The sequence below is a fragment of the Jatrophihabitans telluris genome (assembly GCF_023516435.1).
Classification (GTDB): Bacteria; Actinomycetota; Actinomycetes; order Mycobacteriales; family Jatrophihabitantaceae; genus Jatrophihabitans_A; species Jatrophihabitans_A telluris.
Genome location: NZ_CP097332.1, coordinates 2,663,720 through 2,685,564 on the forward strand (window position 1 = coordinate 2,663,720; position 21,845 = coordinate 2,685,564).

At 66.3% G+C, this 21,845-nt stretch carries 25 protein-coding genes, 3 tRNA genes and 2 pseudogenes; 14 read left to right on the forward strand and 16 right to left on the reverse strand.

Features of this window, described 5'->3' with window-relative positions; genetic code table 11:
* Window positions 1-22: 22 nt before the first annotated feature.
* Together M6D93_RS12405 and M6D93_RS12410 are read left to right on the forward strand one after the other, a co-directional pair.
* Complete coding sequence (locus M6D93_RS12405) at window positions 23-1,189, forward strand: IS3 family transposase (protein ID WP_249769552.1); 1,167 nt, start codon at window positions 23-25, stop codon at window positions 1,187-1,189.
* Window positions 1,190-1,219: 30 nt separating this feature from the next.
* Window positions 1,220-1,516, forward strand: a pseudogene (locus M6D93_RS12410) (ATP-binding protein); the annotation flags it as partial.
* A 7-nt stretch (window positions 1,517-1,523) separates the two neighbouring features.
* On the opposite strand, the gene M6D93_RS12415 reads toward M6D93_RS12410, so the two are convergent.
* Both M6D93_RS12415 and M6D93_RS12420 read right to left on the reverse strand, forming a co-directional pair.
* Window positions 1,524-1,766: a hypothetical protein gene (locus M6D93_RS12415; protein WP_249769553.1), complete on the reverse strand. Its 243-nt coding sequence runs from the start codon at window positions 1,764-1,766 to the stop codon at window positions 1,524-1,526.
* A 160-nt stretch (window positions 1,767-1,926) separates the two neighbouring features.
* Window positions 1,927-2,358 (reverse strand): MerR family transcriptional regulator, encoded by a 432-nt coding sequence (locus M6D93_RS12420; protein WP_430667233.1) that lies wholly within the window; start codon window positions 2,356-2,358, stop codon window positions 1,927-1,929.
* Window positions 2,359-2,463: 105 nt separating this feature from the next.
* Here M6D93_RS12420 and M6D93_RS12425 point away from each other — a divergent pair, with 105 nt between their 5' ends.
* Both M6D93_RS12425 and M6D93_RS12430 read left to right on the forward strand, forming a co-directional pair.
* Window positions 2,464-2,895: an Hsp20/alpha crystallin family protein gene (locus M6D93_RS12425; RefSeq protein ID WP_249774205.1), complete on the forward strand. Its 432-nt coding sequence runs from the start codon at window positions 2,464-2,466 to the stop codon at window positions 2,893-2,895.
* Between the two features lie 538 nt (window positions 2,896-3,433).
* A complete protein-coding gene (locus tag M6D93_RS12430; RefSeq protein WP_249769555.1) occupies window positions 3,434-3,775 on the forward strand; it encodes a J domain-containing protein in 342 nt (113 codons plus the stop codon).
* A 1,141-nt stretch (window positions 3,776-4,916) separates the two neighbouring features.
* On the opposite strand, the gene M6D93_RS12435 is transcribed toward M6D93_RS12430, so the two are convergent.
* Complete coding sequence (locus tag M6D93_RS12435; RefSeq protein ID WP_249769556.1) at window positions 4,917-5,306, reverse strand: hypothetical protein; 390 nt, start codon at window positions 5,304-5,306, stop codon at window positions 4,917-4,919.
* 414 nt (window positions 5,307-5,720) lie between these two features.
* Here M6D93_RS12435 and M6D93_RS19640 point away from each other — a divergent pair, with 414 nt between their 5' ends.
* The 5 genes and pseudogenes from M6D93_RS19640 to M6D93_RS12450 all read left to right on the forward strand — a co-directional run bounded on the left by M6D93_RS19640 (window position 5,721) and on the right by M6D93_RS12450 (window position 9,166).
* Window positions 5,721-5,924, forward strand: a complete 204-nt coding sequence (locus tag M6D93_RS19640) for a MerR family transcriptional regulator (RefSeq protein ID WP_430667234.1) — start codon at window positions 5,721-5,723, stop codon at window positions 5,922-5,924.
* Entirely contained in the window at window positions 5,894-6,025 is a 132-nt protein-coding gene (locus M6D93_RS19405; protein ID WP_283818580.1) for a hypothetical protein, read from the forward strand. The genes M6D93_RS19640 and M6D93_RS19405 overlap by 31 nt, the downstream gene beginning before the upstream one ends.
* A 63-nt stretch (window positions 6,026-6,088) precedes the next feature.
* A pseudogene (locus M6D93_RS19645) lies at window positions 6,089-6,481 on the forward strand (recombinase family protein); the annotation flags it as partial.
* A 1,037-nt stretch (window positions 6,482-7,518) separates the two neighbouring features.
* The gene (locus tag M6D93_RS12445) at window positions 7,519-8,406 is read left to right on the forward strand and encodes a hypothetical protein (protein WP_249769558.1); all 888 of its coding nucleotides are present in this window, start codon (window positions 7,519-7,521) and stop codon (window positions 8,404-8,406) included.
* Between the two features lie 430 nt (window positions 8,407-8,836).
* Window positions 8,837-9,166 (forward strand): hypothetical protein, encoded by a 330-nt coding sequence (locus M6D93_RS12450; RefSeq protein ID WP_249769559.1) that lies wholly within the window; start codon window positions 8,837-8,839, stop codon window positions 9,164-9,166.
* A 428-nt stretch (window positions 9,167-9,594) separates the two neighbouring features.
* Here the strand turns inward: M6D93_RS12450 and M6D93_RS12455 are convergent, their stop codons facing one another.
* The 3 genes from M6D93_RS12455 to M6D93_RS12465 all read right to left on the reverse strand — a co-directional run bounded on the left by M6D93_RS12455 (window position 9,595) and on the right by M6D93_RS12465 (window position 11,226).
* Window positions 9,595-9,813 carry a DUF6582 domain-containing protein gene (locus M6D93_RS12455; RefSeq protein ID WP_249769560.1) on the reverse strand — a complete coding sequence of 73 codons (219 nt, stop codon included), beginning with the start codon at window positions 9,811-9,813 and terminating at the stop codon, window positions 9,595-9,597.
* A 57-nt stretch (window positions 9,814-9,870) separates the two neighbouring features.
* Window positions 9,871-10,212, reverse strand: a complete 342-nt coding sequence (locus tag M6D93_RS12460) for a hypothetical protein (RefSeq protein ID WP_249769561.1) — start codon at window positions 10,210-10,212, stop codon at window positions 9,871-9,873.
* Between the two features lie 288 nt (window positions 10,213-10,500).
* Complete coding sequence (locus tag M6D93_RS12465) at window positions 10,501-11,226, reverse strand: GAF and ANTAR domain-containing protein (protein ID WP_249769562.1); 726 nt, start codon at window positions 11,224-11,226, stop codon at window positions 10,501-10,503.
* Between the two features lie 363 nt (window positions 11,227-11,589).
* On the opposite strand from M6D93_RS12465, the gene M6D93_RS12470 reads away from it, so the two are divergent.
* The gene (locus tag M6D93_RS12470) at window positions 11,590-12,690 is read left to right on the forward strand and encodes a recombinase family protein (protein WP_249769563.1); all 1,101 of its coding nucleotides are present in this window, start codon (window positions 11,590-11,592) and stop codon (window positions 12,688-12,690) included.
* Here the strand turns inward: M6D93_RS12470 and M6D93_RS12475 are convergent.
* From M6D93_RS12475 to M6D93_RS12510, 8 genes are all read right to left on the reverse strand, one after another.
* The gene (locus tag M6D93_RS12475; RefSeq protein ID WP_249769564.1) at window positions 12,674-12,919 is read right to left on the reverse strand and encodes a hypothetical protein; all 246 of its coding nucleotides are present in this window, start codon (window positions 12,917-12,919) and stop codon (window positions 12,674-12,676) included. The two genes, M6D93_RS12470 and M6D93_RS12475, sit on opposite strands and share 17 nt — an antisense overlap.
* A gap of 107 nt (window positions 12,920-13,026) precedes the next feature.
* Window positions 13,027-13,188 carry a hypothetical protein gene (locus tag M6D93_RS12480; RefSeq protein WP_249769565.1) on the reverse strand — a complete coding sequence of 54 codons (162 nt, stop codon included), beginning with the start codon at window positions 13,186-13,188 and terminating at the stop codon, window positions 13,027-13,029.
* A gap of 120 nt (window positions 13,189-13,308) precedes the next feature.
* Window positions 13,309-13,713, reverse strand: coding sequence for a hypothetical protein (locus M6D93_RS12485; protein ID WP_249769566.1), 405 nt, complete (start codon window positions 13,711-13,713; stop codon window positions 13,309-13,311).
* Between the two features lie 89 nt (window positions 13,714-13,802).
* Window positions 13,803-13,877, reverse strand: a tRNA-Val gene (locus M6D93_RS12490).
* Between the two features lie 47 nt (window positions 13,878-13,924).
* A tRNA-Cys gene (locus M6D93_RS12495) sits at window positions 13,925-13,995 on the reverse strand.
* 44 nt (window positions 13,996-14,039) lie between these two features.
* Window positions 14,040-14,112, reverse strand: a tRNA-Gly gene (locus M6D93_RS12500).
* Between the two features lie 111 nt (window positions 14,113-14,223).
* A complete protein-coding gene (gene coaE, locus M6D93_RS12505) occupies window positions 14,224-14,826 on the reverse strand; it encodes a dephospho-CoA kinase (protein WP_249769567.1) in 603 nt (200 codons plus the stop codon).
* A gap of 5 nt (window positions 14,827-14,831) precedes the next feature.
* Window positions 14,832-15,320 carry a hypothetical protein gene (locus M6D93_RS12510; protein ID WP_249769568.1) on the reverse strand — a complete coding sequence of 163 codons (489 nt, stop codon included), beginning with the start codon at window positions 15,318-15,320 and terminating at the stop codon, window positions 14,832-14,834.
* Here M6D93_RS12510 and M6D93_RS12515 point away from each other — a divergent pair.
* On the forward strand, window positions 15,301-15,591 hold the full coding sequence (locus M6D93_RS12515; protein ID WP_249769569.1) for a hypothetical protein: 291 nt from the start codon (window positions 15,301-15,303) through the stop codon (window positions 15,589-15,591). The two genes, M6D93_RS12510 and M6D93_RS12515, sit on opposite strands and share 20 nt — an antisense overlap.
* Window positions 15,592-15,697: 106 nt before the next feature.
* On the opposite strand, the gene rpsA is transcribed toward M6D93_RS12515, so the two are convergent.
* On the reverse strand, window positions 15,698-17,155 hold the full coding sequence (rpsA, locus tag M6D93_RS12520) for a 30S ribosomal protein S1 (protein WP_249769570.1): 1,458 nt from the start codon (window positions 17,153-17,155) through the stop codon (window positions 15,698-15,700).
* A gap of 216 nt (window positions 17,156-17,371) precedes the next feature.
* Here rpsA and M6D93_RS12525 point away from each other — a divergent pair, with 216 nt between their 5' ends.
* Window positions 17,372-18,031, forward strand: coding sequence for a hypothetical protein (locus M6D93_RS12525; RefSeq protein WP_249769571.1), 660 nt, complete (start codon window positions 17,372-17,374; stop codon window positions 18,029-18,031).
* Between the two features lie 10 nt (window positions 18,032-18,041).
* A complete protein-coding gene (locus tag M6D93_RS12530; protein WP_249769572.1) occupies window positions 18,042-18,854 on the forward strand; it encodes a class I SAM-dependent methyltransferase in 813 nt (270 codons plus the stop codon).
* Window positions 18,855-18,885: 31 nt separating this feature from the next.
* Here the strand turns inward: M6D93_RS12530 and pgfA are convergent, their stop codons facing one another.
* Window positions 18,886-19,830: a cell envelope lipid trafficking protein PgfA gene (pgfA, locus tag M6D93_RS12535; protein ID WP_249769573.1), complete on the reverse strand. Its 945-nt coding sequence runs from the start codon at window positions 19,828-19,830 to the stop codon at window positions 18,886-18,888.
* Between the two features lie 212 nt (window positions 19,831-20,042).
* On the opposite strand from pgfA, the gene M6D93_RS12540 reads away from it, so the two are divergent.
* Window positions 20,043-21,845: a hypothetical protein gene (locus M6D93_RS12540; RefSeq protein ID WP_249769574.1), complete on the forward strand. Its 1,803-nt coding sequence runs from the start codon at window positions 20,043-20,045 to the stop codon at window positions 21,843-21,845.

Consider the following 21,845-nt stretch of genomic DNA (forward strand, 5'->3'; position numbering starts at 1 on the left):
CTGGGGCTGGAAGGATGTCACTGTGTCGAAGCCGTATCCGAAGGAGTTCCGTGACGATGTTGTTCGGGTCGCTCGCAACCGTGGTCCTGATGTCGATTTGGAGCAGATCGCGAAGGACTTCGGTATCCACTTCACGACGCTGTACTCGTGGCTGAAGAAGGCCGATATCGAGGACGGCAAGCGGCCCGGCTCCACGGTTACTGACGCGGCGGAGCTGCGGGCAGCGCAGCGTCGGATCAGGACCCTCGAGCAGGAGAACGAGGTGCTGCCGGGCGGCGGCGTATTTCGCTCAAGCGCATCTGCCGGGAAAATGAGTTACCCGCTCGTCCGCGAGCTGGCCGCCGACGGGATCCCCGTCACGGTGACGTGCCGGGTCGTCAAGATCGCCAGACAGCCCTACTATCGCTGCCTGGCCAACCCCGTCACTGACGCCGAGTGGGCCCAGGCCCACCTGGCCGACGCCTTGTTCGACGCCCATCGCGATGACCCAGAGTTCGGTTACCGGTTCCTGGCCGATGAGGCACGCGACGCGGGGTTGGTGTTCGCGGACCGGACCGCGTGGCGGATCTGCAGCGAGAACGGCTGGTGGAGCGTGTTCGGCAAAAAGCGGCGCGGCAAGAAGACCAAGGTCGGGGCTCCCGCGCACGACGACCTGGTCCGCCGCGACTTCACCGGCCCGGCCCCGAACCAGTTGTGGCTCACTGACTTGACCGAACATCAGACCAGGGAAGGAAAGCTATATCTCTGCGCGATCAAGGACGTCTGGTCGAACCGGATCGTTGGCTACTCGATGTCGGACCGGATGGAATCGCAGATCGCGGTCGACGCTTTGGAGTCCGCGGTGGCTCGCCGAGGGCGCAAGGTCGCCGGCTGCCGGCTGCATTCAGACCGTGGGTCGCAGTTTCGATCAAGGAAACTTCAGCAGACCCTCTGGCGTCACCACATGCTCGGCTCCATGGGCCAGGTCGGTTCTGCCGGTGACAACGCCGCGATGGAAAGCTTCTTCAGCCTGCTCCAGAAGAACGTCCTCAACCGCCAGACCTGGGACACGCGCGAGCAGCTCCGCATCGCCATCATCACCTGGATCGAGCGCACCTACCACCGGCGCCGCCGCCAGACGACGCTCGGCCGATTGACCCCCATCGAGTACGAGATCATCATGACCCAAGCAGCCGACCAGGTTGCCTAATCGTTGTCACCTGCTCGTGCAGCAGACCCGCTGTCCAAGACGATCGCCCGCTACGGCCGCGTCGACCTGCTCTGCCTAGACGAGCTCGGCTACATGGAACTGGACCGCCGCGGCGCCGAACTGCTCTTCCAAGTACTCACCGAACGGGAGGAACGCTCGGCGGTCGCGATCGCCTCCAACGAACCGTTCTCGGGCTGGACCAAGACGTTCACCGATCCGCGTCTATGCGCCGCCATCGTCGACCGGCTCACCTTCGCCGGACAGATCATCGAGACGGGAACCGTGAGCTACCGGCTCGCGCACGCACGGCGCACGCGAAGCAGATGAGCGAGTGTCACCGGTCGGCTTCAGCGCTGTGTTCGGCCGGAGCCGAGCCGTTACTAGCAGCTGGGAAGGCGAGGCGGTCGGCGAGCCGTTGCCGGGCCAGCCGCTCGACCAGCTCGGGCAACGCTTCGGTGCTGGGGGTGTCCAGGTCGTTGCGGGCGCGGGCGATGACGGCGAGGACTTCGGCCAGGGTGGCACGATCGGCGAAGTCGGCATACACCCGCACCGTGACGTCGACCAGCGGGTCGCCCATCAGACTCACCCAGCCCCGATCTCGTCGTCGGGATCGTCGTGCGGGTACTCCTCGTCTTCCGAGGGCAGCGACAGTTGCTGCTCCCAGCGGTCGGCCTCATCGATTGGTTCAACCGATGCCGCAGCGCCAATTCGGTCGACCGAGGCGTAGTCGTCGTCGCTCAGCCTCGGGTCGAGCGGGGCTTGCTGTTCGAGGAGGTCCGCTTCGGGGATCTGCCCGGTGAGTTCGATGCGGTCGTGATCGGTGCGGTTGGCAGCCACTGCTGGTCCTCCTTCTCCGCGCGCAGTTGGGTGTTCTCGTCCTGCAGATTCAGCACCATCCCGATGCCGGCCAGGTTGAGTCCGGCCTCGAGCAGGTCGCCGATGCGGCGCAACCGCTCCAGGTCATCGGCGCTATAGCGGCGGGTGCCGCCCTCGGTGCGCTCGGGCTCGAGCAGACCCCGTGCCTCATAGGCGCGTAGGTTCTGCACCCCGGTGCCCACCAGTTCCGCGGCGACCGAGATGCCATACACGCCACGCGCCGAGTCCGGTTCTGCCCCGGCCACCACACCACTCCCGTCCGAGGAAATTCTCGACTGGACCTCTTGCGCCATCATGACACACGTGCTAGAACAAATCTATAGCGCACACCACAGATCCATGGATGGGTCTGCGGCCCACAAGCATCCGAGAGAACAGGAGTGATGGAGGTGGACACGATGCTGATGCGCACCGACCCGTTCCGCGAACTGGACCGGCTCACCCAGCAAGTCTTCGGCACCAACGGCACGCTGGCCCGTCCGTCGGTGATGCCGATGGACGCCTGGCGCGACGGTGATGTCTTCCACGTCGAGTTCGACCTGCCCGGCGTCAACCCGGACTCGATCGACCTCGACGTCGAGCGCAACGTCGTCACCGTCAAGGCCGAACGCCCTGCCCGCGCCAGCGACGCCGAACTGATCGCGGCCGAGCGGCCGCGCGGGGTGTTCAGTCGGCAGCTGATCCTCGGCGACAATCTCGACACCGAGCACATCAGCGCCAGCTATGACGCCGGCGTGCTCACCCTGCAGATCCCGGTCGCCGAGCAGGCCAAGCCCCGCAAGATCTCGGTCACCAGCAAGGGTGAGGACCGGCAGGCCATCAACGCCTGACCCGGCAGGGATCGGTCATGCCCACGCCAGCCCCGACCAGCCAGACCACGCCGAGGGTCGACAATCAGTTCCTCGACCTGATCTGCAGCGACCCCGACCTGCTCACGGCCGAGTTCGACGCGATCATCGCCGCGGAATGGCCCGAGCCGCCCGCCGAAAGGCCCGGTCGCAGCGCTGCCGGCAGGAATCCTGGCAATGGTCCAGCCTGCCGCGGAACCGACCCTGTCCAGGGCCCGGGGTGCTGGCCTCGGCACCCCGGCGTCGGCCGATGGGACCGGCAACGCTCACCCCCGTTCCGACACCCGAGGCGCCACAAGCAGGAAGGCAGGTGCTCGCCACACGTGAACCAACCCGCACGAGGTGACTGTTCGCCCCGCCCGCACGTCCCACCCCACAGCGTCTGACGCAGACTGCGCGGCGCCCGCGCCCGCACGGCGCCCCTCCTCGCGGGCCAGTCGACAGCCCTCCTCGCATCGTGGCCCCGGCCAGCGGCCGGGGCCACGACCATCCCATCACCACCTCAAGCCACCCATCGAGCATGACCAAGCGGCCCGACCTCTACGCCATCCTGGGAGTGCCACCGAGCGCCACCCAGGCCGAGATCAGCCACGCCTACCGCGCGTTGCTGCACCAACACCACCCAGACACCCGGCCCCAGGACGACGAATCACAAGGCGCCGAGTCCGACACCGCACTGGAACAAGTCCTCGCCGCCTATGCCGTGCTCCACAACCCGGCCCGGCGAGCCGACTACGACCGGCAATTCACCACACCAGCGCACCAAGCACGGCGAGCACGGCAACAACCACTGAATCACCACGGCGAACACAGCCAGCCGCCCATCATCGCCGGTCCGGTCCGATGGCACCGAACACACTGACCGCCTTCGGCAAAGAGATGCCCTCAGTCGAACGCAGACCAGTCCGTGCCGCATCACAACTCCGACTGGGGCCACCTCGCGCCGCCATGGCGGGGCCACTTCGGGTTGACACAGCCATCGCCGTACCCAATGACGCGTCCGGCCTCGGACTCCTGGAGGGCTAGGACCCGTTGCCTCGACTTTTGGACACGACGGACGTCGACCCGCCAGTCGCGAAAATATCTCTCCCCGCAAAGATTGTGCTACCAAGGCACGGCTTTGGCGGTCGGAAAGCGGTAGATAGATGAAACGCGATCGGCGGTCTCGGGTCTGGTGCACGAACTGGTGACATTGGTGACCTGACCAATCGTTTGGGTTCCAGTCTGACCTGGCCCATCGTTGGGTTCCAGTCCGGGTCGATCGGTGACACGACCGCCACAGTCCTCGAACTCCGCGCAGCCAAAGCCGAACTGGCAACCACAGTCCCTGTCGTGCGCCAACGCCGCCTACAGCAACGCACTCACACCGCGCAGCGCAAGGTCGCCGAAGCGGAAGCCACACTGGCCGCCGCCACCGCCGAGGTCGAGGGCCTGAACCTCGCCGTAGTCGCGCTGACCGAGCCGCCGCCAACAGCGTCACCGCATACAACCAAGCCACGACCGCGGCCGCTACCCACCGTGCGACCCACGCGCAGGCGCAGAAGCAGCGACTCCAGCAACTCGCCGGCCTCCCACCCCTCGACGAACCCGCCGCGCCTAAGGCAACACCCGCCGCGCCCCGCCCTGACGGTGTCGACCGGTTTGTGCTTGGCGGCCACCGCTGATCACCGGACCCGAGATAGCTGAACAGCTCTCACGAAGGAGCGCGGTCGATCACCTGCCACGCCTCGCCGCGTCAGCAGCCCCCAGGCAGGGAACCTCCCCCCACACCCACAAGCACCCACCGAGACGAACTGCGGTGCGCGTGAGTCTGGAGATCTGAGAATAGGTACCCGAGGGCAGCGTCGGGCCACCTTCTCCTACCTAACAAGGGCCTCGAAAGCACCCTTGCAACCCGTACACACCGCGCGCCGCAGTACGTCCCGGTGATCGCGGCGCGCCCCGGGGAGGGGTGACCCGCCGGGGCGTTTCGGGCGGGGTCCTCAATGGACCGCTGGGAAGAGTCATGCACGGGCGTCCGTGCTGAGGTCGCCCTCGGACGCGTCGAGTCGGGCCCACGCCCGGACCATCTGAACGAGCCCTCCTATCCCGAAGAGGGCAGCCGCGCCGGCGCCGCCGATTGCCCACCGTTGGCTTTCGATGTCCTGGTCGATCTCGTTTTGCGCGAACAGCAGCAACGGTGCTTCTGCCGAGACCGCGAGCGGCGCGTTCGTTGCTGCGACAGGTGTCGGCAGTGTCTCGCCTCCGGAGTCCGTCGCGGATGTGTCTGAGGACAGCCGCGCATCGGCTGCGAGCCGCGAAGCGATCTGCTGGGCGCCCCGCAAGCTCTCGTCGGAGCTTCGCTGGAACGCGTTCGCCACGTTCATCAGGAGGAGGAAGCCGAGACCGCCCATTGCGGCAGCGAAGGCGCCTGGCGCGTACTTGCGCGGAGATTCATCCATGGGCCGAGTATCTCTGTTGATTGACACAAGCGGGGGTCACACGCCGCGCTTAAAGTACGCGCCGGGCCGCGCAGCTATACGTGTGCGGAGTTCAGGAGTCGGCCGGTGAGTGTCGTCCTTGCTGATCTGTCTGAGCGGGCGTGCGCGCACGTCGCAGTCGCGCTGTCGATATACCGGAAGAACGCTGCCGAGCTGGGGATTCTCGTCCCCGCGGAGCTTCTACCCCTGCAGCACGCCATGTCAGAGAGGGCCATACAGGGACAGCCGGGGCCACCGGTTGGTGACCTGGCCGAGGTCGGGAATGCTTGAACCGTGAAAGCGGAAGCACTCACCCACGAGCAGCCAGCGGACTCGCTGAACTGCTCCGTGGGCACCATCAAACGCCGCGTCGCCGACGGCACCTTTCCCGCGCTCCGCGATGGCGGCCTGGTCCGCATCCGCCTCACCGACATCGATATCTACCTCGACCACCCTCTAACCCCACTACCTCCTACCACGTCAGCGCGGAACGCGGCACCCGAGTGTCGGTGCTTCAATGCGTGGAAGTCCCCGGAGCGATCACCGAAGTGACGCGGCTCGACCAAGCCGACCAGATCAAGGAAGCGATCGCGTGGGTCGCCGGCGTTCCCAAGGACAGCGTCGACATCATCGTGGAGCTGGTCGAAGCCTGACGTCAGCTACCGTCCGGGCCACGCCGCGATGACGAGAGCCAGCTGGGCGCGGATGCTGAGGGCATGGCAAACCTTGTGGCATATCTCAGGGTCAGCACGTCCGGGCAAGCGGATGGCTTCGGATTAGACGTCCAGCGACAGTCGATCGAGCATCGCTGTGCAACTGACGGTCACTCACTGATCGCATCATTTCAGGATGTCGCGATCTCAGGAACGCTGGCGGCGGCCGACCGGCCCGGACTCACGGACGCACTCAACCTCGTCGCTTCCGGCGACGCGGACGGGCTGCTCACTGCCCGCCTCGACCGGCTCGCCCGAACCTTGACCATCCAAGAGGGACTGCTGGCCGTGGTATGGAAGAACAGCGGCCAGGTCTACACCGCCGACCACGGCGAGGTCATGCACGATGACCCATCCGATCCGATGCGGACCGCGATGCGGCAGATCGTCGGAGTGTTCGCCGAGCTAGAGCGGGCGATGATCGTCAAGCGCATGTCCGACGGCCGGCGGCGACGGGTCGACGTGAAGGGGCAGTGGGTGAGTGGCAGGGGGCCGTTTGGCGAATTGACGCGCGGTGTCCCAGACATCCGCGAACAAGGCGTCATCGCTAGAGTCACGGACACGTGTTCGCGCAAGTGGCTTTCCTGCGCTCGTCCGAGCGCAACTCACGCTGCCTGCCGTTCCGAGCTGTGTTGGTGGCCGCCCCATCCTGTTTCTCCCCACCAATCAAGAGGTCAGCCTCGGGACCGCCGGTCCACGACAGTCGCGTCAAGCGACAGTTCACCGCCGCCCTGCCCAACACGCTCTCGCTGACCAACATAACCGAACACCCCACTGGCCAAGCAAGCTCTACCTCCGCGCGCCCGAGAGGCAGCATGACCGAGCGTTAGCGGCCCGACGCCAATCTCGTCGGCCGCGTGGGCCACGCTCTTGGACCCAATATCGGGATGCTGTTCTCCGAACCGCAGATCGAGAAGATCAACATCCTCGCAAACAAGGTCCCCGGGGTAACGGTCGGCTTGTCCTCGTGTGGAAAGTAGGTCGATCATGTGGGCGTGGAGCAAGAGCGCGACCCGCGAGAGCGCGATGTCCAGTCCATCGATTTCGCCCCGACGTCCTTGACTGCGGCCTCGGACCGGCGGTGGCGCCGGTCACTGCCTCTGCTATTGGCTGCCGTCGTGCTAGTGGGCGGGGTAGGGGTCGTCAATCATCAGCGCCGCAAGCCTGCGGCAGCACCGATGCCCAGCCCGCGTGTTAGCGCGTCTGTCCCGAGCACGCCCCCGCCAATCTCGGGGAGTCCCCACCCACGGCCGTGGCCGACAGCCACTAGTGGCTGCAACGGCCAAGCACATTTGCCGCTCATCTCCTCCGCGGTGCGTTTGACTGAGCGCACCGGATTGCAAGTCGGGCTCGGCCCGCAACTGACCACGGTTGAGGTCGACCGGGCCAGAGTCGGCATAGAGCCGCACCTACGGTTGGCGACCGGAGAGTTCGTGACCCAGGTCGTGCCCGATGGATCGTCCACTCTCGCGCTGATCCAAACGTGCGATCTAGGTGCGCGCTCGCGAGTGATCCGGATCGACGCCGCCGGCGCGTCGCGTCAGATAGCGGCGGGGCGCTTCGATGGCTTACTGGCCGGCGGGCGCCATCCATGGGCGTATCAATACCCCGCCAACAACACCACGCCCGAACGCCTCGACCCCCTCAATGGGGGACCGTGGACGACCCTGCCCGCGGGCTTTGGTGTCGTGGGCGCATATCAAGATCTGATCATCGGCTACCAGGCCCCGCCCAACGGGTCGGCTCCGAACACCTCAGGGCCGCTGGTCACGCTGAACCTGGCCACCGGTCGCGTTGAGGCAACGATCGGGCCGGGCAGCGCCGTCGTCAGCGTAAGCGGCGGCCTGATCCTCTGGACCGACGGCGCGTGCAAAGCGACAAGGAGCTGCCTCCTACACCGCTACGACTCTGCCACCGGCACGAGGTCCTCCCAGATCTACCACCTCGGCCTGAGCACCGACGCGTACCTCGGTGACGGGCTGATCAGCCCTGACCGACGTCTGCTCGCCTTCCAACTCCACCGGCCTTCACCGGATCCGCGCTTCGACCCCGGCCACCCTGGAACCCCCTCCGACATCGCCGTCCTGCACCTAGACACCGGCCAGCTTGAGACCGTCCCCGGCGTTGAGCTGTGGGCCAAAGCCAGCCCGAGCCTCGCATTCTCCTCAGACAGCCGATGGCTGATCATCGGCCTGGATGAAGGCACACACAGCAGCCTGCTGCTCTGGCACCCCGGGCTCCGACACCCCGCGGCCATCGCAAACGTCCCGGGCCTCACCGGTTACGGCTCACCGATCACCGCGCGCCTGACCGGCCAATAACGAACATCGGTCGGTAGCCGCGAACGGCGCTAGCCTTGGACCGGCGCCGCGCCCCGAGGAGAATCGCTCCGTCGGGTTGAAGACGTCGAAGATGGTGAAACTCGCCGCCAGGCCCCTGCTCGACGAAGGCACCCGAGCATCGCCTTCACCTGTGGCTCGTTGACATCGCCCAGAGCGGTGACCGTTAGCTGCCGAGTAACGGGCGAAGGTCTCAGCTGGCGGGCAATCGCGCTGGAGTTCAACGCCAATCCCGAGCTACGCCCACGAACGGCGTCTTCGTGGAACGAGAACAGCGCCTCGCGGATGCTTGCACCTGGTCGGGTTGCCCGGACACGGGCCGTCCCTGAGGGGACATCTCCCGTCGCTCGAAGCATGAGTACCGATCAGGTTTGCTCACCGGCTACGGATCAGCCGCCCGTCGGTGTCGGGGTTGGCACCGAGCCTGGTTGGAAGGGTGCTGGGCCGGTGGCCCAGCTACGACACGTCCTTAGTCGAGGGGATCGCTCTGGATTATGGCCTGGACACGATCTATGGGGCGGCTTGGATCGGCCAGGGGCGTGCCGAGGAGTTGAGCGGCTGCAGCCACCGGCAGCTCGACGTGTTGGTAGCCGATGAACTGGTCGAAGTTCGGCAGGCGTTCAACGGCTATCGCCGCTACAGGCTCGCCGATGTTAGTAGTGTGCCGTCGGCGGTTCGGCTACGGGTTCGGCGCGGAGGACAGCTCAACGCGGGAAGGTTCGGGCATAAGCTCGCGTCGTGACCGTTCGCGTCGAGACGTGTATAACGAAAGCCGAGTCGCGGAGCACTCGGACTGGCTGTCGGGCGTGGTCCTCGGCGTCCTGCGACTCACCCGCGACACCTCTGGCGTCGTCATCTACGCCGAACTCAAACCCTCACTTTCACGAACGTTCCCGGGGCGAGGCCCTCGGGCTGATTACAGAGGCCGGCCTCCACGAGTGCGAGGTTCTCGACGCGACGCTGTTCGACTTCGCCGATTGCGGATGGGCACCGACGGCGTCGGGCCATGACAAGACGATCCTCTTCGCTGAGCTCGCCCCGTGGCTGGGTGGAGATGGAAAGGGCGGATGACAGCCTCAACGCATGAACGCAGCGCACGCCAAGACCGAGCAGTCAGCGCCGACACGGTCCGGGCGGCGATGCGCGCACCCAGCGCGATGTGCAGACGGGTCAGGACTTCTTGGCCTTCTTCTTTCCGATGCTGGGGAAGCGTTTCTTGACAGCGGACTTGACCTTTTTCTCCTCAGCGGGGGTGCCGTTTTGCGCGACCCGGGCGAGTGCGTTGCGTGCGTGGGCCTTGTCCGGGATTGGGTACTTGCGTTTGCCGGGAAGGGCAAACTCCTTCTTGCTCAGCTTCTTGCGGTCCTTCGCCTTGAGATCCTTGGCCATGTTCCCAGTGTCGCCGCGATATCCCCGTCCGGCAAGATGCCTGTGCGCGCAGACGATTTAGCCGTGGTGCGTGACATCGTCCGTGTTCGCAGCTTCGTCGGTCAGCCCGTCCTCGACACCGCTGCCGAGAGCGGCGTTGGGGCCGCCGAGGGAGGGGCCGGACTCGTCTGGGTCCGTGTCGCTCCGGGGCGCGGAGTCCTCAGAGTTGGCGTCGCCCCCCTCACTCGCGCGGGGATCGGGCTGCGCATCACTGCGGGATTGTTCGGGCGTGCGGCCGGAGGGGTTGTCCGCACCGGGCGCGGCAACGCCCTGGGGGTCCTCCGGTGGGTTGTGTCCCGGCTCGCCCCGATCCGAATCCTCATCGCTGCCCGAAGGGGCGTTCGGCTCGTTGTGTGACATGGGTGCCTTCCGTTAACGCGTGACGCCGAAAGGATTCGAAGCGTTGCGGCCCGGGGCCGGAGGGGTACGCACGGGCCCTGGCCCCCCGCCGCCCATGGGGAGGCGGCGAGGGGATCAACGCATCGTAGAAAGGTGCCCGTGTGGTTGGTGTCGAGGGCAGGGCCGGGGGCCGACCCGGGGTGACGCTGCTGACACTGCTGCTCGCCCGAAGGTGAGCCCGGACCGACGCGAACACAGACTCGTCGCTCGCTAGCGAGCTGAACCTATGCGTTTTGGACGGTATCAGCTCTAGGGTCTGCGTCGCGCGGGGGGCCACTGCGGTGATTCGCCGCTGAAGATCACTTGTTCGGCGACCTCGTGAAGCTTCACGTGGTTGTTCTGCGACGCGGTCCGGAGTAGGTCAAAGGCCTGGGTCTCGGTCAGGCGGTGCAGAGCCATCAGGATGCCGATGGCGATCCCGATGCGCCGGTTCGAGATCAGCGCGGTCTGCAGATGTTCCGCCTTGTCCGCAGTGCGGGCGGAGTCCAGCGCGATGCCGGCGTGATCGGCCAGGACGCCGCCGACGTCGATCAGGTCGGGACTGAAGTACTCCGGTTTCGCCGAATACAGCGCGAGGGCGCCTAGGTCAGCGCCGCCCAGGCTAAGGGGGTACGCGGTCGCGGACCGGATCGGAAGCTCCCGCTGTTTCACGGCTGCGACGTAGGCGGGCCAGCGTTGCTCAGTTTCTAGGTCCTGCATCACGATGGTGCGGCGGTCGCGGAGGGCGGAGGTAGCCACGCCCTCGTCGATTCTGGTGAGGATCGAGTGCAGCTCTTGTCCCGACGCGCTGTCTGTCGTCGCCCTGAGCGCTACCTTGCCGCCGGAGTTGATCTCCCACAGTGCCGCGATATCGGCGCCCACGAGCTGAATGCTGAGTTCGACGATCCGCTGCATGGTGCGGGCGTAATCATCCTGACTCGCGAGGTCCCGCGCGATGCGGGCAAACAGCTGGACGGCATCCAGGGGCTCGGACATGACTGGTGTCTTTCGCTTCCGTGACCGGCAGGGCCAGCTGCTGGACCCGCACGGGACTATGACTGACGCGGATTCTAAATCCCGCCCGCCCATCGCGCGAGGATCTGGCTTCTCGGCCCAGAGCGCCCACGCCCTCAGCGAGAACCCACCGCCGGTGAGAGAGTTTGCACTGTTGTCGCGACCCCACCCACGCCCGGACAACCCCCCGCGGGATGAAGTTCACGGCCTGAGCCCGAGGACCCCGACTTCGAGATACCCGAAGGCGTCGACCTACTCAGGCTGAACGGCCTCACGGATGAGGTCTGGGGCAGCCACGGACCCACGGACGAGGCCTAGGCGGTATGCCGCGACCATGCTTTGCGTATGGCGAATCTGGTGGCGTATCTCAGAGTCAGCACGGCGGGTCAGGCAGAAGGTTTCGGATTGGACCTACAGCGCCGAGCTATCGAGCGTCGCTGTGCAACTGACGGGCACACGCTCGCCGCATCGTTCGAGGACGTCGGGATCTCAGGCACGCTGGCGGCTGCCGACCGGCCCGGACTCACCGACGCGCTCAATCTTGTCGCTTCCAACGGCGCCGACGGGCTGATCACCGCCCGCTTGGACCGGCTCGCCCGAAGCTTGACCATCCAAGAGGGACTGCTGGCCGTGGTGTGGAAGAACAACGGCCAGGTCCACACCGCCGACGATGGCGAAGTCATGAAGGACGATCCGTCCGATCCGATGCGGACCGCGATGCGGCAGATCGTCGGAGTGTTCGCCGAGCTAGAGCGGGCCATGATCGTCAAGCGCATGTCGGACGGCAGGCGGCGCCGGGTAGAGGTCAACGGGCCGTGGACCAGCGGCAAAGGCCCTTTCGGCGAACTCACCCGCGGCGTCCCCGACGAGCGAGAGCAGATGGTCATTGCCAAGGCTGCTGAGTTACGGCTCGAGGGCCTGACGTGGCGAGCGATCGCTGAGGCATTCAACGCACACCCCGAACTACGCCCCCGGACAGCACACTCGTGGAACGAGAACAGCGCGTCTCGGATGCTGGCGCCCGGACGGGTAGTACAGCGTCGCCCCGTCGCGGTCGAGACTGCATCCGACGCCTTCGGGCTCAGTACCGACCAGGTCGCTCGCCGCCTCCGAATCAGCCGGGCGTCGGTGTCGCAGTTGACGCCGTCGACCGTGCGAAGGTTGGCGGGCCGGTGGCCGCTTTACGACGCGGGGGCGGTCGAGCGGATCGCCGCTGAATATCAGCTGGACACGATCTACGGGGCGGGCTGGATCGGACAAAGCACCGCCGAACGGTTGACGGGCTGCTCCCATCGCGGGCTTGCCGAGCTGGTGGTGCAAGGTCGCGTGGAGGCCCGACGCGCTTTCAACGGCTACCGCAGGTACCGACTGACCGACGTTAACGCGCTGCCAGCGGCAGCGCGCCTACGGGTGCGGCGCCGAGGACGGCTCAACGGTCACCAATGACTATGGCCGCGAGGCGCTCAGCTGCCTCCAGCTGAACGACTTCGATGCGCGGGCTTTCTCCGGTGAAGTCGTCGGTGATGTCATGCACCCAGGCGGCACGTAGGCGTTTGCAAAAGGCCTCGGCCAGATCGCGACTGTCAAACGGTCCTACTCCGCCGACGCCAGCAGGACCGCCCTGCCCGCCGACGATTGTCACGATCCAGGCAGGGGGAAACGCATATTCAGACATGAACGCAGATCATTACCTCGGTCCGGGCGGACGGCAAGGTCATTCGGAGTTCCAGTGCGGGGCGCCCGCCCGCGGCCGGCGCGCACCGGGACGCTGGTGCGGGATCGCTAAAGGTGGGGCAGGCCAAGCCGCGGCATGCGGGGCACTCTCTGACGACACACCAGGCAGGTCAACGCGATCACGAACCAGAACGACAGGACGAGCATGAGGATCATCATGTGCACCGCGAAAAACATCAGCTTCATCGTCAGCGATATGAGGATCCCCATGACGCGTGAGGGTATCGACCCAACGCGTTCTAAACAAGAGTGAGGGGTGCCCACCCAGTGGGCGCCCCTCACGGACTTGTATCGACTTCGGCCGCTAGGGCCTCAGCAGTGCTTAGACCCCTACTGGTCGATCTTGTCGGCAGCAATAAGCTGCGCAGCGAGCACCCGGGCATCGCCGCTGGTGAGCAGCAGGCTCGTGCTCGTGGTCATCGAATCGCGGGTGTCGAGCTGGACGATCGGCGGCCCGTTGTACCCCTTGTGGGTGCTGGGCAGGGAGTTCTGCGCGAGGACGATGTCCCACGAGCCGCCGCCGGCACGCTCGACGCGGTCGTCGTAGGAGTTGCGCAGCTCGGACAGCACTTGCGAGGACGGCCAATCGAAATGCTGGAGCACGTATGGCATGTCCTCCTCGCCGCCCTCCTCGAACTCGGCCGTGTGGTTCTTGGTGCACCACTTCGGGCACCAAGTGGGGAAGTCCGCGAGGATCTCCGGGGTGATCGTGACGGTGCTTTCGATCGGGGTCATGCTGCCTCCTGGGCTCAGCCACCATCGGGCACGTAGTGGGCACGAGCGCCGCTAAACGCAAGGGAGGCCCCATATTATGGGGCCTCCGATGGTGGGCGATACTGGGATTGAACCAGTGACCCCTACCGTGTCAAGGTAGTGCTCTCCCACTGAGCTAATCGCCCGTACTCAGCGCTCACCCGGCCCGGGGGCCTTCGAAGCACTGGCTACGAGGTGGAGACGGGATTTGAACCCGTGTACACGGCTTTGCAGGCCGTTGCCTCGCCTCTCGGCCACTCCACCATGACCGGAAAACGGTCCTGAGGAACGCCATTAGCGTCCACCCGAGCGGATGACGGGATTCGAACCCGCGACCCTCACCTTGGCAAGGTGATGCGCTACCAGCTGCGCTACATCCGCAATGACCTCCGGCTTGTCACCCTCGCGATTTCCCGCTCAGACGACTCACTGGCGCCGAGCGAGAACTCTATCCGATGAGCTTTGGGGTTTCAAAACTGGGTCCTGCCCGCTTCATGCCGATGTCGGCGTCTCGCCGGAAATCTGTGGCCACGCCGCGTCGACCCGCGCCGCCAGCTCCTCAAGAGTCCCGTCGTTGTCCACCAGGATCGTCGCCGCTTGCCGGCGCTGCTCATCGCCGGCCTGCCGCGCCATCCGGTTGCGGGCCTCGTCCTCCGGCAGACCTCGACCGCGCAGTCGGGACAGCCGCAGCGCCATCGGTGCCTGCACGACCACCACCTCGTCCCAACCAGACACAGTGCCGTTCTCGACGAGCAACGGGACGTCATACACGGCGACTCCCCCGTCCGGCACTCGCGCCATCAACTCGGCGGACCTGGCTCCCACCAACGGGTGGACGATCGCGTTCAGGTCGGCCAACGCCGCCCGGTCTGCGAACACTAGGCGTGCCAACGCCGGCCGGTCCAACGATCCGTCTGCGGCAAGCAGGTCGCGGCCGAAGCGGTTGATGACCGCAGTCAGACCCGGCGTCCCGACGGCAACAACTTCGCGGGCGATCTGGTCGGCGTCGATCACGATTGCCCCGCGCCGCGCGAGCAGATCGGCCACAGTGCTCTTACCGCTGCCGATTCCCCCGGTCAGCGCGATCCGGCGCATCGCCCTCAGCTCGAGCCAGCCGACGCCGACGCCGACGCCGAGGCCGTCGCCCCGGGCCCTGCCTGGTTGAAGCGGGTGGTGGCGTCCAGGGCGGCTTTGGCGATCCTCTCCAGCGTCGTGGGCAGCTTCGAGCTTGCGACGAGATTGCCGACCACGGTCACGGCAACGGTCCGCGGTCCGGCGGCGACCACCAGCGTCGGCAGTTCACCGCCGCCCATCAGGATCGTGCCGGAGAACTGGCCGACTCCGGCGTCGGAGGTCGTCGAGCCGGCAAGGCGGTACGCATCCACCGTGCCGGCCACCCGGTCCAGCGCCTGCTGGCTGGTCCCGTACAGGCTGATCCCGACCTCGATCTTCGTCGTGGTCACCGTCTTCTTCTTGACCTTGGTCTTGGTGATCCCGTACTTGCAGTTCAGGTAGGCCACGCGGCCGATGTCCGTCTGCGGAACGCCGACGATGTACGCAGTCTGGCCGATGACCGGAGCATTGAGCACGTCCTCGATCGACGTGAGCGGCAGCAGGTCGTCACAGGTCCCGCTGAACGAGGCGGGCAGCGTCCTGGTGGCACTCGGTGTGGGCGTGGGCGAGGCACTGGAAGAACTGGCCGCTGACGTACCCGCCGTGGTGCTCAGGCTCGTGCTGGACGCGTTCGACGTCTTCGGCTCGGCCTTGGAGCAGGCGCTCAGTGCCAGGCAGGCGATCAGTGCTGCGCACGCAATGCCAGCTACGGGGACGGATCGGCGGCGGGTTGGAGCATCCACCTGAACACCGTAACCGGCGAACAGCACGAAGCCCGGGAGGCGAACCTCCCGGGCTTCGTTTCCAGCGTCAGTGCCTGGCGCCGATCACCGACTCGATGTCGGTGCTGGTTCTAGCGTCCGGCGAGCTTCTCGCGCAGCGCGGCCAGAGCCTCGTCCGAGGCCAACGTGCCCGAGGTCTCGGCCGGAGCCTCGGAGCTGTAGGAGGACGCGTCGCCGGTCTCGGTCGCAGCTTCGGCGTCGGCCTTCTGAGCCTCTTCCAACTGCTTGCGGTGAGCCTCGAAGCGCTCGCGGGCAGCGGCATAGCGCTTCTCCCACGCCTCGCGCTGCTCGTCGAACCCGGGCAGCCACTCCTGGGTCTCCGGGTCGAAGCCCTCGGGGTAGATGTACTCACCCTTGTCGTCGTACTGGGCTTCCATGCCGTACTGGGACGGGTCGAAGTTCTCCTCGACGAGCGAGCCCTCGTTGGCCTGCTTGAGCGAGAGCGAGATCCGGCGACGCTCCAGGTCGATGTCGATGACCTTGACCAGCAGGTCGTCGCCGACGTTGACAACCTGCTCCGGGATCTCCACGTGGCGCTCGGCCAGCTCGGAGATGTGGACCAGACCCTCGATGCCGTCCTGAACCCGGACGAACGCACCGAACGGCACCAGCTTGGTGACCTTGCCGGGCACGACCTGGCCGATGGCGTGGGTACGCGCGAACTGGCGCCACGGGTCTTCCTGGGTGGCCTTCAGCGACAGGGACACGCGCTCGCGGTCCAGGTCGATGTCGAGCACCTCGACGGTGACTTCCTGGCCGACCTCGACAACCTCGGACGGGTGGTCGATGTGCTTCCAGGACAGCTCGGACACGTGGACCAGACCGTCGACGCCGCCGAGATCGACGAACGCACCGAAGTTGACGATCGAGGAAACGACACCGCTGCGGACCTGGCCCTTGGCCAGCTTGTTGAGGAAGTCGCTGCGGACCTCGGACTGGGTCTGCTCCAGCCACGCGCGCCGCGACAGCACGACGTTGTTGCGGTTCTTGTCGAGCTCGATGATCTTCGCCTCGAGCGTCTTACCGACGTAGGGCTGCAGGTCACGGACCCGGCGCATCTCGACCAGCGAGGCGGGCAAGAAGCCGCGCAGGCCGATGTCGATGATCAAACCGCCCTTGACGACCTCGATGACGGTGCCCTCGACGACCTCGTCGCGTTCCTTCTTCTCTTCGATCGTGCCCCATGCACGCTCGTACTGTGCGCGCTTCTTGGACAGGATCAGACGGCCTTCTTTGTCCTCCTTCTGGAGAACCAGGGCCTCGATCTCATCGCCCACGGAAACGACCTCGGACGGGTCGACATCGTGCTTGATGGACAGTTCACGGGAGGGGATGACACCTTCGGTCTTGTAACCGATGTCCAGCAGAACCTCGTCGCGGTCGACCTTGACGATCGTGCCCTCGACGATGTCACCATCGTTGAAGTACTTGATCGTCTTGTCGATGGCCGCGAGGAAGTCCTCGGCCGTACCGATGTCGTTGACTGCTACCTGCGGGGTAATGCGTGTTGGGTCGACGGTGGTCGTCATTGAGTAGATAGATCCTGACAGTTTGTAGAGCGGAACCGCGGGCTGAGCTACCGGTTCGCACCGATTCGCCCACCGACCTCGGCTCAGCACTGAACGCACCGAATCGAACCCGGAGAACGAGCGACCTACTCCCTGTCGAGGTCACAGACCCATCCCGCAGGCTCAAGCCTACTCCAGGCTCTTGTGTTCCCCTAAATCCGGACGATAGGGAAGACCATGAGCCTCCCCCTGGACGTCCTGCGTCGCGCCGCGTCCGACGACCAGAGGCCGGCCTCGGCCGAGCCGGTGCCGACCCGGTGGGATCGGCGCGCCTCCGGCATCGTCGTCGCCCTGTTCGGACAGGCCGTCCTGGTGCTGTGCTGGCTCGTCGAACCCCTGATGCGCCACGCCTACTACGACGATGTCACGCCCTCGCTTCCCGACTACCGGCGCTGGCTGGCACGCTTCGGCAACGACGACGACGGGCTGCGACGCCTGCATGTCACCGTGGACGGTTTGAGTCGCTGGTGGGTGCAGTGGGGGCTGACCCTCGGTTTGCTCGGTTTCACCGTCCTGTTGGCCCTGCTGGCGGCCCTGCCGTCTCGGCGGCACGGATTGGGGGCATTGCTCGCGGTCTCGGCGATCTCCGCGCTTGCGCTGCAGATCCGGGCCCTGCTGGCGTGCTACCGCAGTTGGATTCTCCTCGGTGGCAACGGTGCGAACTCGCTGATCGGCGCTGCCCACCCGGCCGTCTGGTTCGGGTGCGCCGGAGCACTGGGGGTCGCCCTCGGCGGCCTGCTGTCGATGGAATCCGCGGCCCGTCAACGCGTGGCCGCCACCGGCACCGGTTCGGCTGAAGGCGTCCTGTCGCGGACCGCGCTGGACGTGACGGGCTAGATTTCGCTGCGTGGGCACCGAGGGCGAACTGGGCACGGTCGGGGTCGGACGTCGCGAGATCGGTCCGGCCGAGTCGGCGCAGGCCAACCGCCTCTGGTGGGATGCCGACGCTGCCCACTACCACGCCGAGCACGGCAGCTTCCTCGGGACGGACGACTTCGTATGGTGCCCGGAACGCCTTCGTGAGGACGAGGCTCAGCTGTTGGGCGGCCCGGGAGTGTGGCACGGCAAGCGGGTTCTCGAGGTCGGCTCCGGCTCGGCGATGTGCTCGCGCTGGCTGGCCGCCCGCGGCGCGCGTCCGATTGCCTTCGACGTCTCCTTCGGCATGTTGAGCCACGACCGCGACGATTCCAGCGGCGTGCGCCTCGTTCAGGCCGACGCCCAGCACCTGCCGTTTGCCGAAGACAGCATCGACCTCGCCTTCACCGCCTACGGCGCGGTGCCGTTCGTCGCTGACTCCGCCGGCGTGATGCGCGAAGTCGCGCGCGTACTTCGTCCCGGTGGCCGTTGGGTGTTCTCGACCACCCACCCGATCCGGTGGAGCTTTCCCGACGATCCCGGCGAGGAAGGCCTGACGGCCTCGATGAGTTATTTCGACCGGCGGCCCTACGTGGAGTTCGACACTGCCGGGACGCCGACCTACGTCGAGCACCACCGCACGCTGGGCGACCGCGTTCGTGAGCTGGTCGCGGCCGGCTTCATACTCGTCGATCTGGTGGAGCCGGAGTGGCCGGCGGAGCTGGATCAGGACTGGGGCGGCTGGTCACCGCTGCGCGGAAAGATCATTCCCGGCACGGCGATCTTCGTCTGCGAGCGGCCCTGATCGACCCCGGCTCGGTGTGATCGGGCAGGCTTCAGTGTCGCCCGACCGGCTCAGGTGAGCGATCCGGCTCGCCGGTCTGCACCGGTCGGCCCGACTCGGGACGCGATCGGAACGCGAGCAGGAGTCCGAAGACCAGCGCGAGCAGACCCAGGACGAAAGCCACGATCGGCAGGATGACCGTCAGCAGCAGGATCTTGCGCTTGCCGTTCTTGGCGAAATCAGCCTGATACTTCTGCGAGGCCGCGTCGAAGGTCAACGTGGTGTCCAGGGCGGTCAGCCCCGAGGTCAGCGTTCGGACCTGGTGCTCGATGCCCTTGACGATCGTGCCGGTCTTGGGGTCGACCCACACGGTGCGGGTGTCGCTGTAGGTACCCGGAATCCCCGGACCGACGTCCAGCGACACATTGCTGATGACCGCCTCGTACTTGTACAGCGACATGCCGAGCAGCTTGTCCGTGCCGAGGTACTTGGCGTCAGGCGACTGCTGCGACTGCGGATCGAAGAACTTGTAGGTCTGCTTCTTGGCGTTGAACGGGAACTTGTAGGTCAGCCCGATGTGCTTGGCGCCGGCGCCGTTGATGTTCTCGCCGTACTTCGAGTCGTTGACCGATTCTGCGCTTTTACGGTCGGCCGCCACCCGGTCAGTGGTGAAGCTGACCAGCCGCGCCTGCGGGTCGTCCTTGTCCACGCACTCCGGCGGATTGCCCACGTTCTTCACGATGCAGAGGGTTTCCTGGATGACCGTCACCGAACTGTCCGACGCCGAGGAGTCCGTGCGCACCCGGCGGGTCGCGATCAACTGGGTGTCCTCCACCTGGCCGGTCGAGGAATTGAGGATCTTCGCCGGGCCGGTGGCGATCTGCTTGATGTTCAGGTTCAGCGGCGTCTTGAGGGCCTTGCCCGGCGCGTAGAACGCCAGCAATCCCGCGAGAACTATGCAGAACACCCCGACGAGCACCAGGACGGAAGACAGCACCCTACGCACACGAACCCCCTCGGCTCCGAATGAAGCACCGGTGCTTGATTGACGAATTGCGCGCACGTTACCAGCTAGTAGCCTCCGCCGGGAGCTTTCCGTAGGATGTCGCAGAACTGAAATCAAGCGTGCCTGCGTCCGAGGAGTTCAGGGTCATCACAACAGCAACTCCGCCGGTGGTCAGGGACCGTTGGTGGCCTCGCCGTGCTGCGTTGGCGGCCATCCTGGGCGCGCAGGCCGGCTGGCTGTTCGTGCTGTTCGACCGTGGCTGGTACCTGCAGTCGGAGATCTCCAACCTCGCTGACGCGCGCAATGCGAGTCTGGACTGGCATTACCTGTCCGAGTCGTTGGGCGGCCATCTGAGCCCGGTGATTCGCCTGGAGTACTGGCTGCTCGCCCACCTCGCTCCGCTGAACTACTCCCTGACCATCGTGCTGCGCGTGCTCGGCTGCGTGGCCGCGACCTATCTGCTGTACCGGCTGCTGGTCGCGCTGGTCGGACCGTGTTGGCTCGTCACGGCCGTGACGCTGGTCTACGCCGTAAGCCCCCTGACGGTCCCTGGCGCCAGCTGGCTCACCAGCGCCGTCGATCTCGTCCCGTCCCACGTCCTGCTGCTGCTGAGCCTGCTGGCGTTCCTCCGATTCCTCGACTCCGGCGGCCTGCGGGCCGCTGCGGTGTCCGGGATCTGGTTGAGTCTGGCGATCTTCACCGGCAGTGGCACCCTGGCCGAACTTGTCGTCTACCCCGTCCTGGCCTTCGGATTTCTCTACCGTGGCAACCTGCGCGAGCGGTGGGGCCAGGCCGTCGGCCAACGCTACGGCTGGCTTGTGCTGCTCAGCCCCCTGGTGTGCTTCGCGACGCTGTTTCTCAGCAAGCGCAGCGACTACGCCACCGGGGCGCATCCGCTGTCGCTGTCGGACGGCCTGTTGCTCGTGCGCAACGAATGGCTCAAGGCCGTCGGCCCGATCCTCGTCGGCGGTCCGTGGAGCTGGTTCGCGCAGCCGAACATCTTCGTCGGCTACGCCGCACCACCACCCACGGTGATCATCGCCGGCCAGGTTGCCTTCGTCGTGCTGCTCGTTCTGGGATTCACCGTGACGCGCTGGGCGAGCGTCGTGGCCTGGTCGATGCCGGTGTGCACGGCTGTGGGGAGCGTGCTGATCGTGGGCATCGGCCGGTACGGGGTGTACGGACAGCTGATTCCCCTGACCCTGCGCTACAGCTACCCCGTCGCGATCCCCCTGGCGCTGGCGGTCGTTCTGTCGTTGCGGCCCGTCAACCGAAGCGGCGACGCCGCGGCTACACCCCGCGACGAGGAGCTCAGACCCGCGCGTCTGGGCGAGAATCGCCCGTTGCTGGCGGTGGTCTGCGTCCTGCTCGTGCTGAGCAGTGCCCTGTCCGCCTGGCGCTTCTCCGACGATTTCGCCCGCAATCCCACCCGGGCCTACGTCGCGAACCTGACCTCGGCGCTCGGTCACCCAGGCGGTCACGTCGCGCTCTACGACAGCATGCTGCCGACTCAGATCGTGTCCGGTGTCGAACCGCACCATCACGTCTCGGACCTGCTGGACCTGGCCGGTCTTCGAGCCAGCTTCGACGACTCGTCCACCGTCCCGCTGATGGTCGCCGGCGACGGGCACCTGGTCCCGGTCACGTTCGTCGACGCCGCCGTCGGGGTCGGTGGCACCAGCCCGAAGTGCGGCTTCTACCTGTCGGGCGCGGGACGCTGGCAGATCCCGCTTACCCCCGCAGTCCCCCGCGCCGAGTGGTTCCTACAGCTCAGCCTGTACCAGGCCAACCCCAGCACGATCGACGTCCAGATCGTCGATGACCACCGGAACGAGGTGGCGCCGATCGGTGGCTCCCGACTGACGATCACGGCGACGCTGGCGCAGGTCAATCGGCGTCTGCCGTTGTCGGCGCCGACCAGCGTGATCATCACGTCCGAAGATCGCCACGCCAGCATCTGCCTGGCCGGCGTCGCGATCGGCGCACCGTTTCCGAAGGCAGGCTGA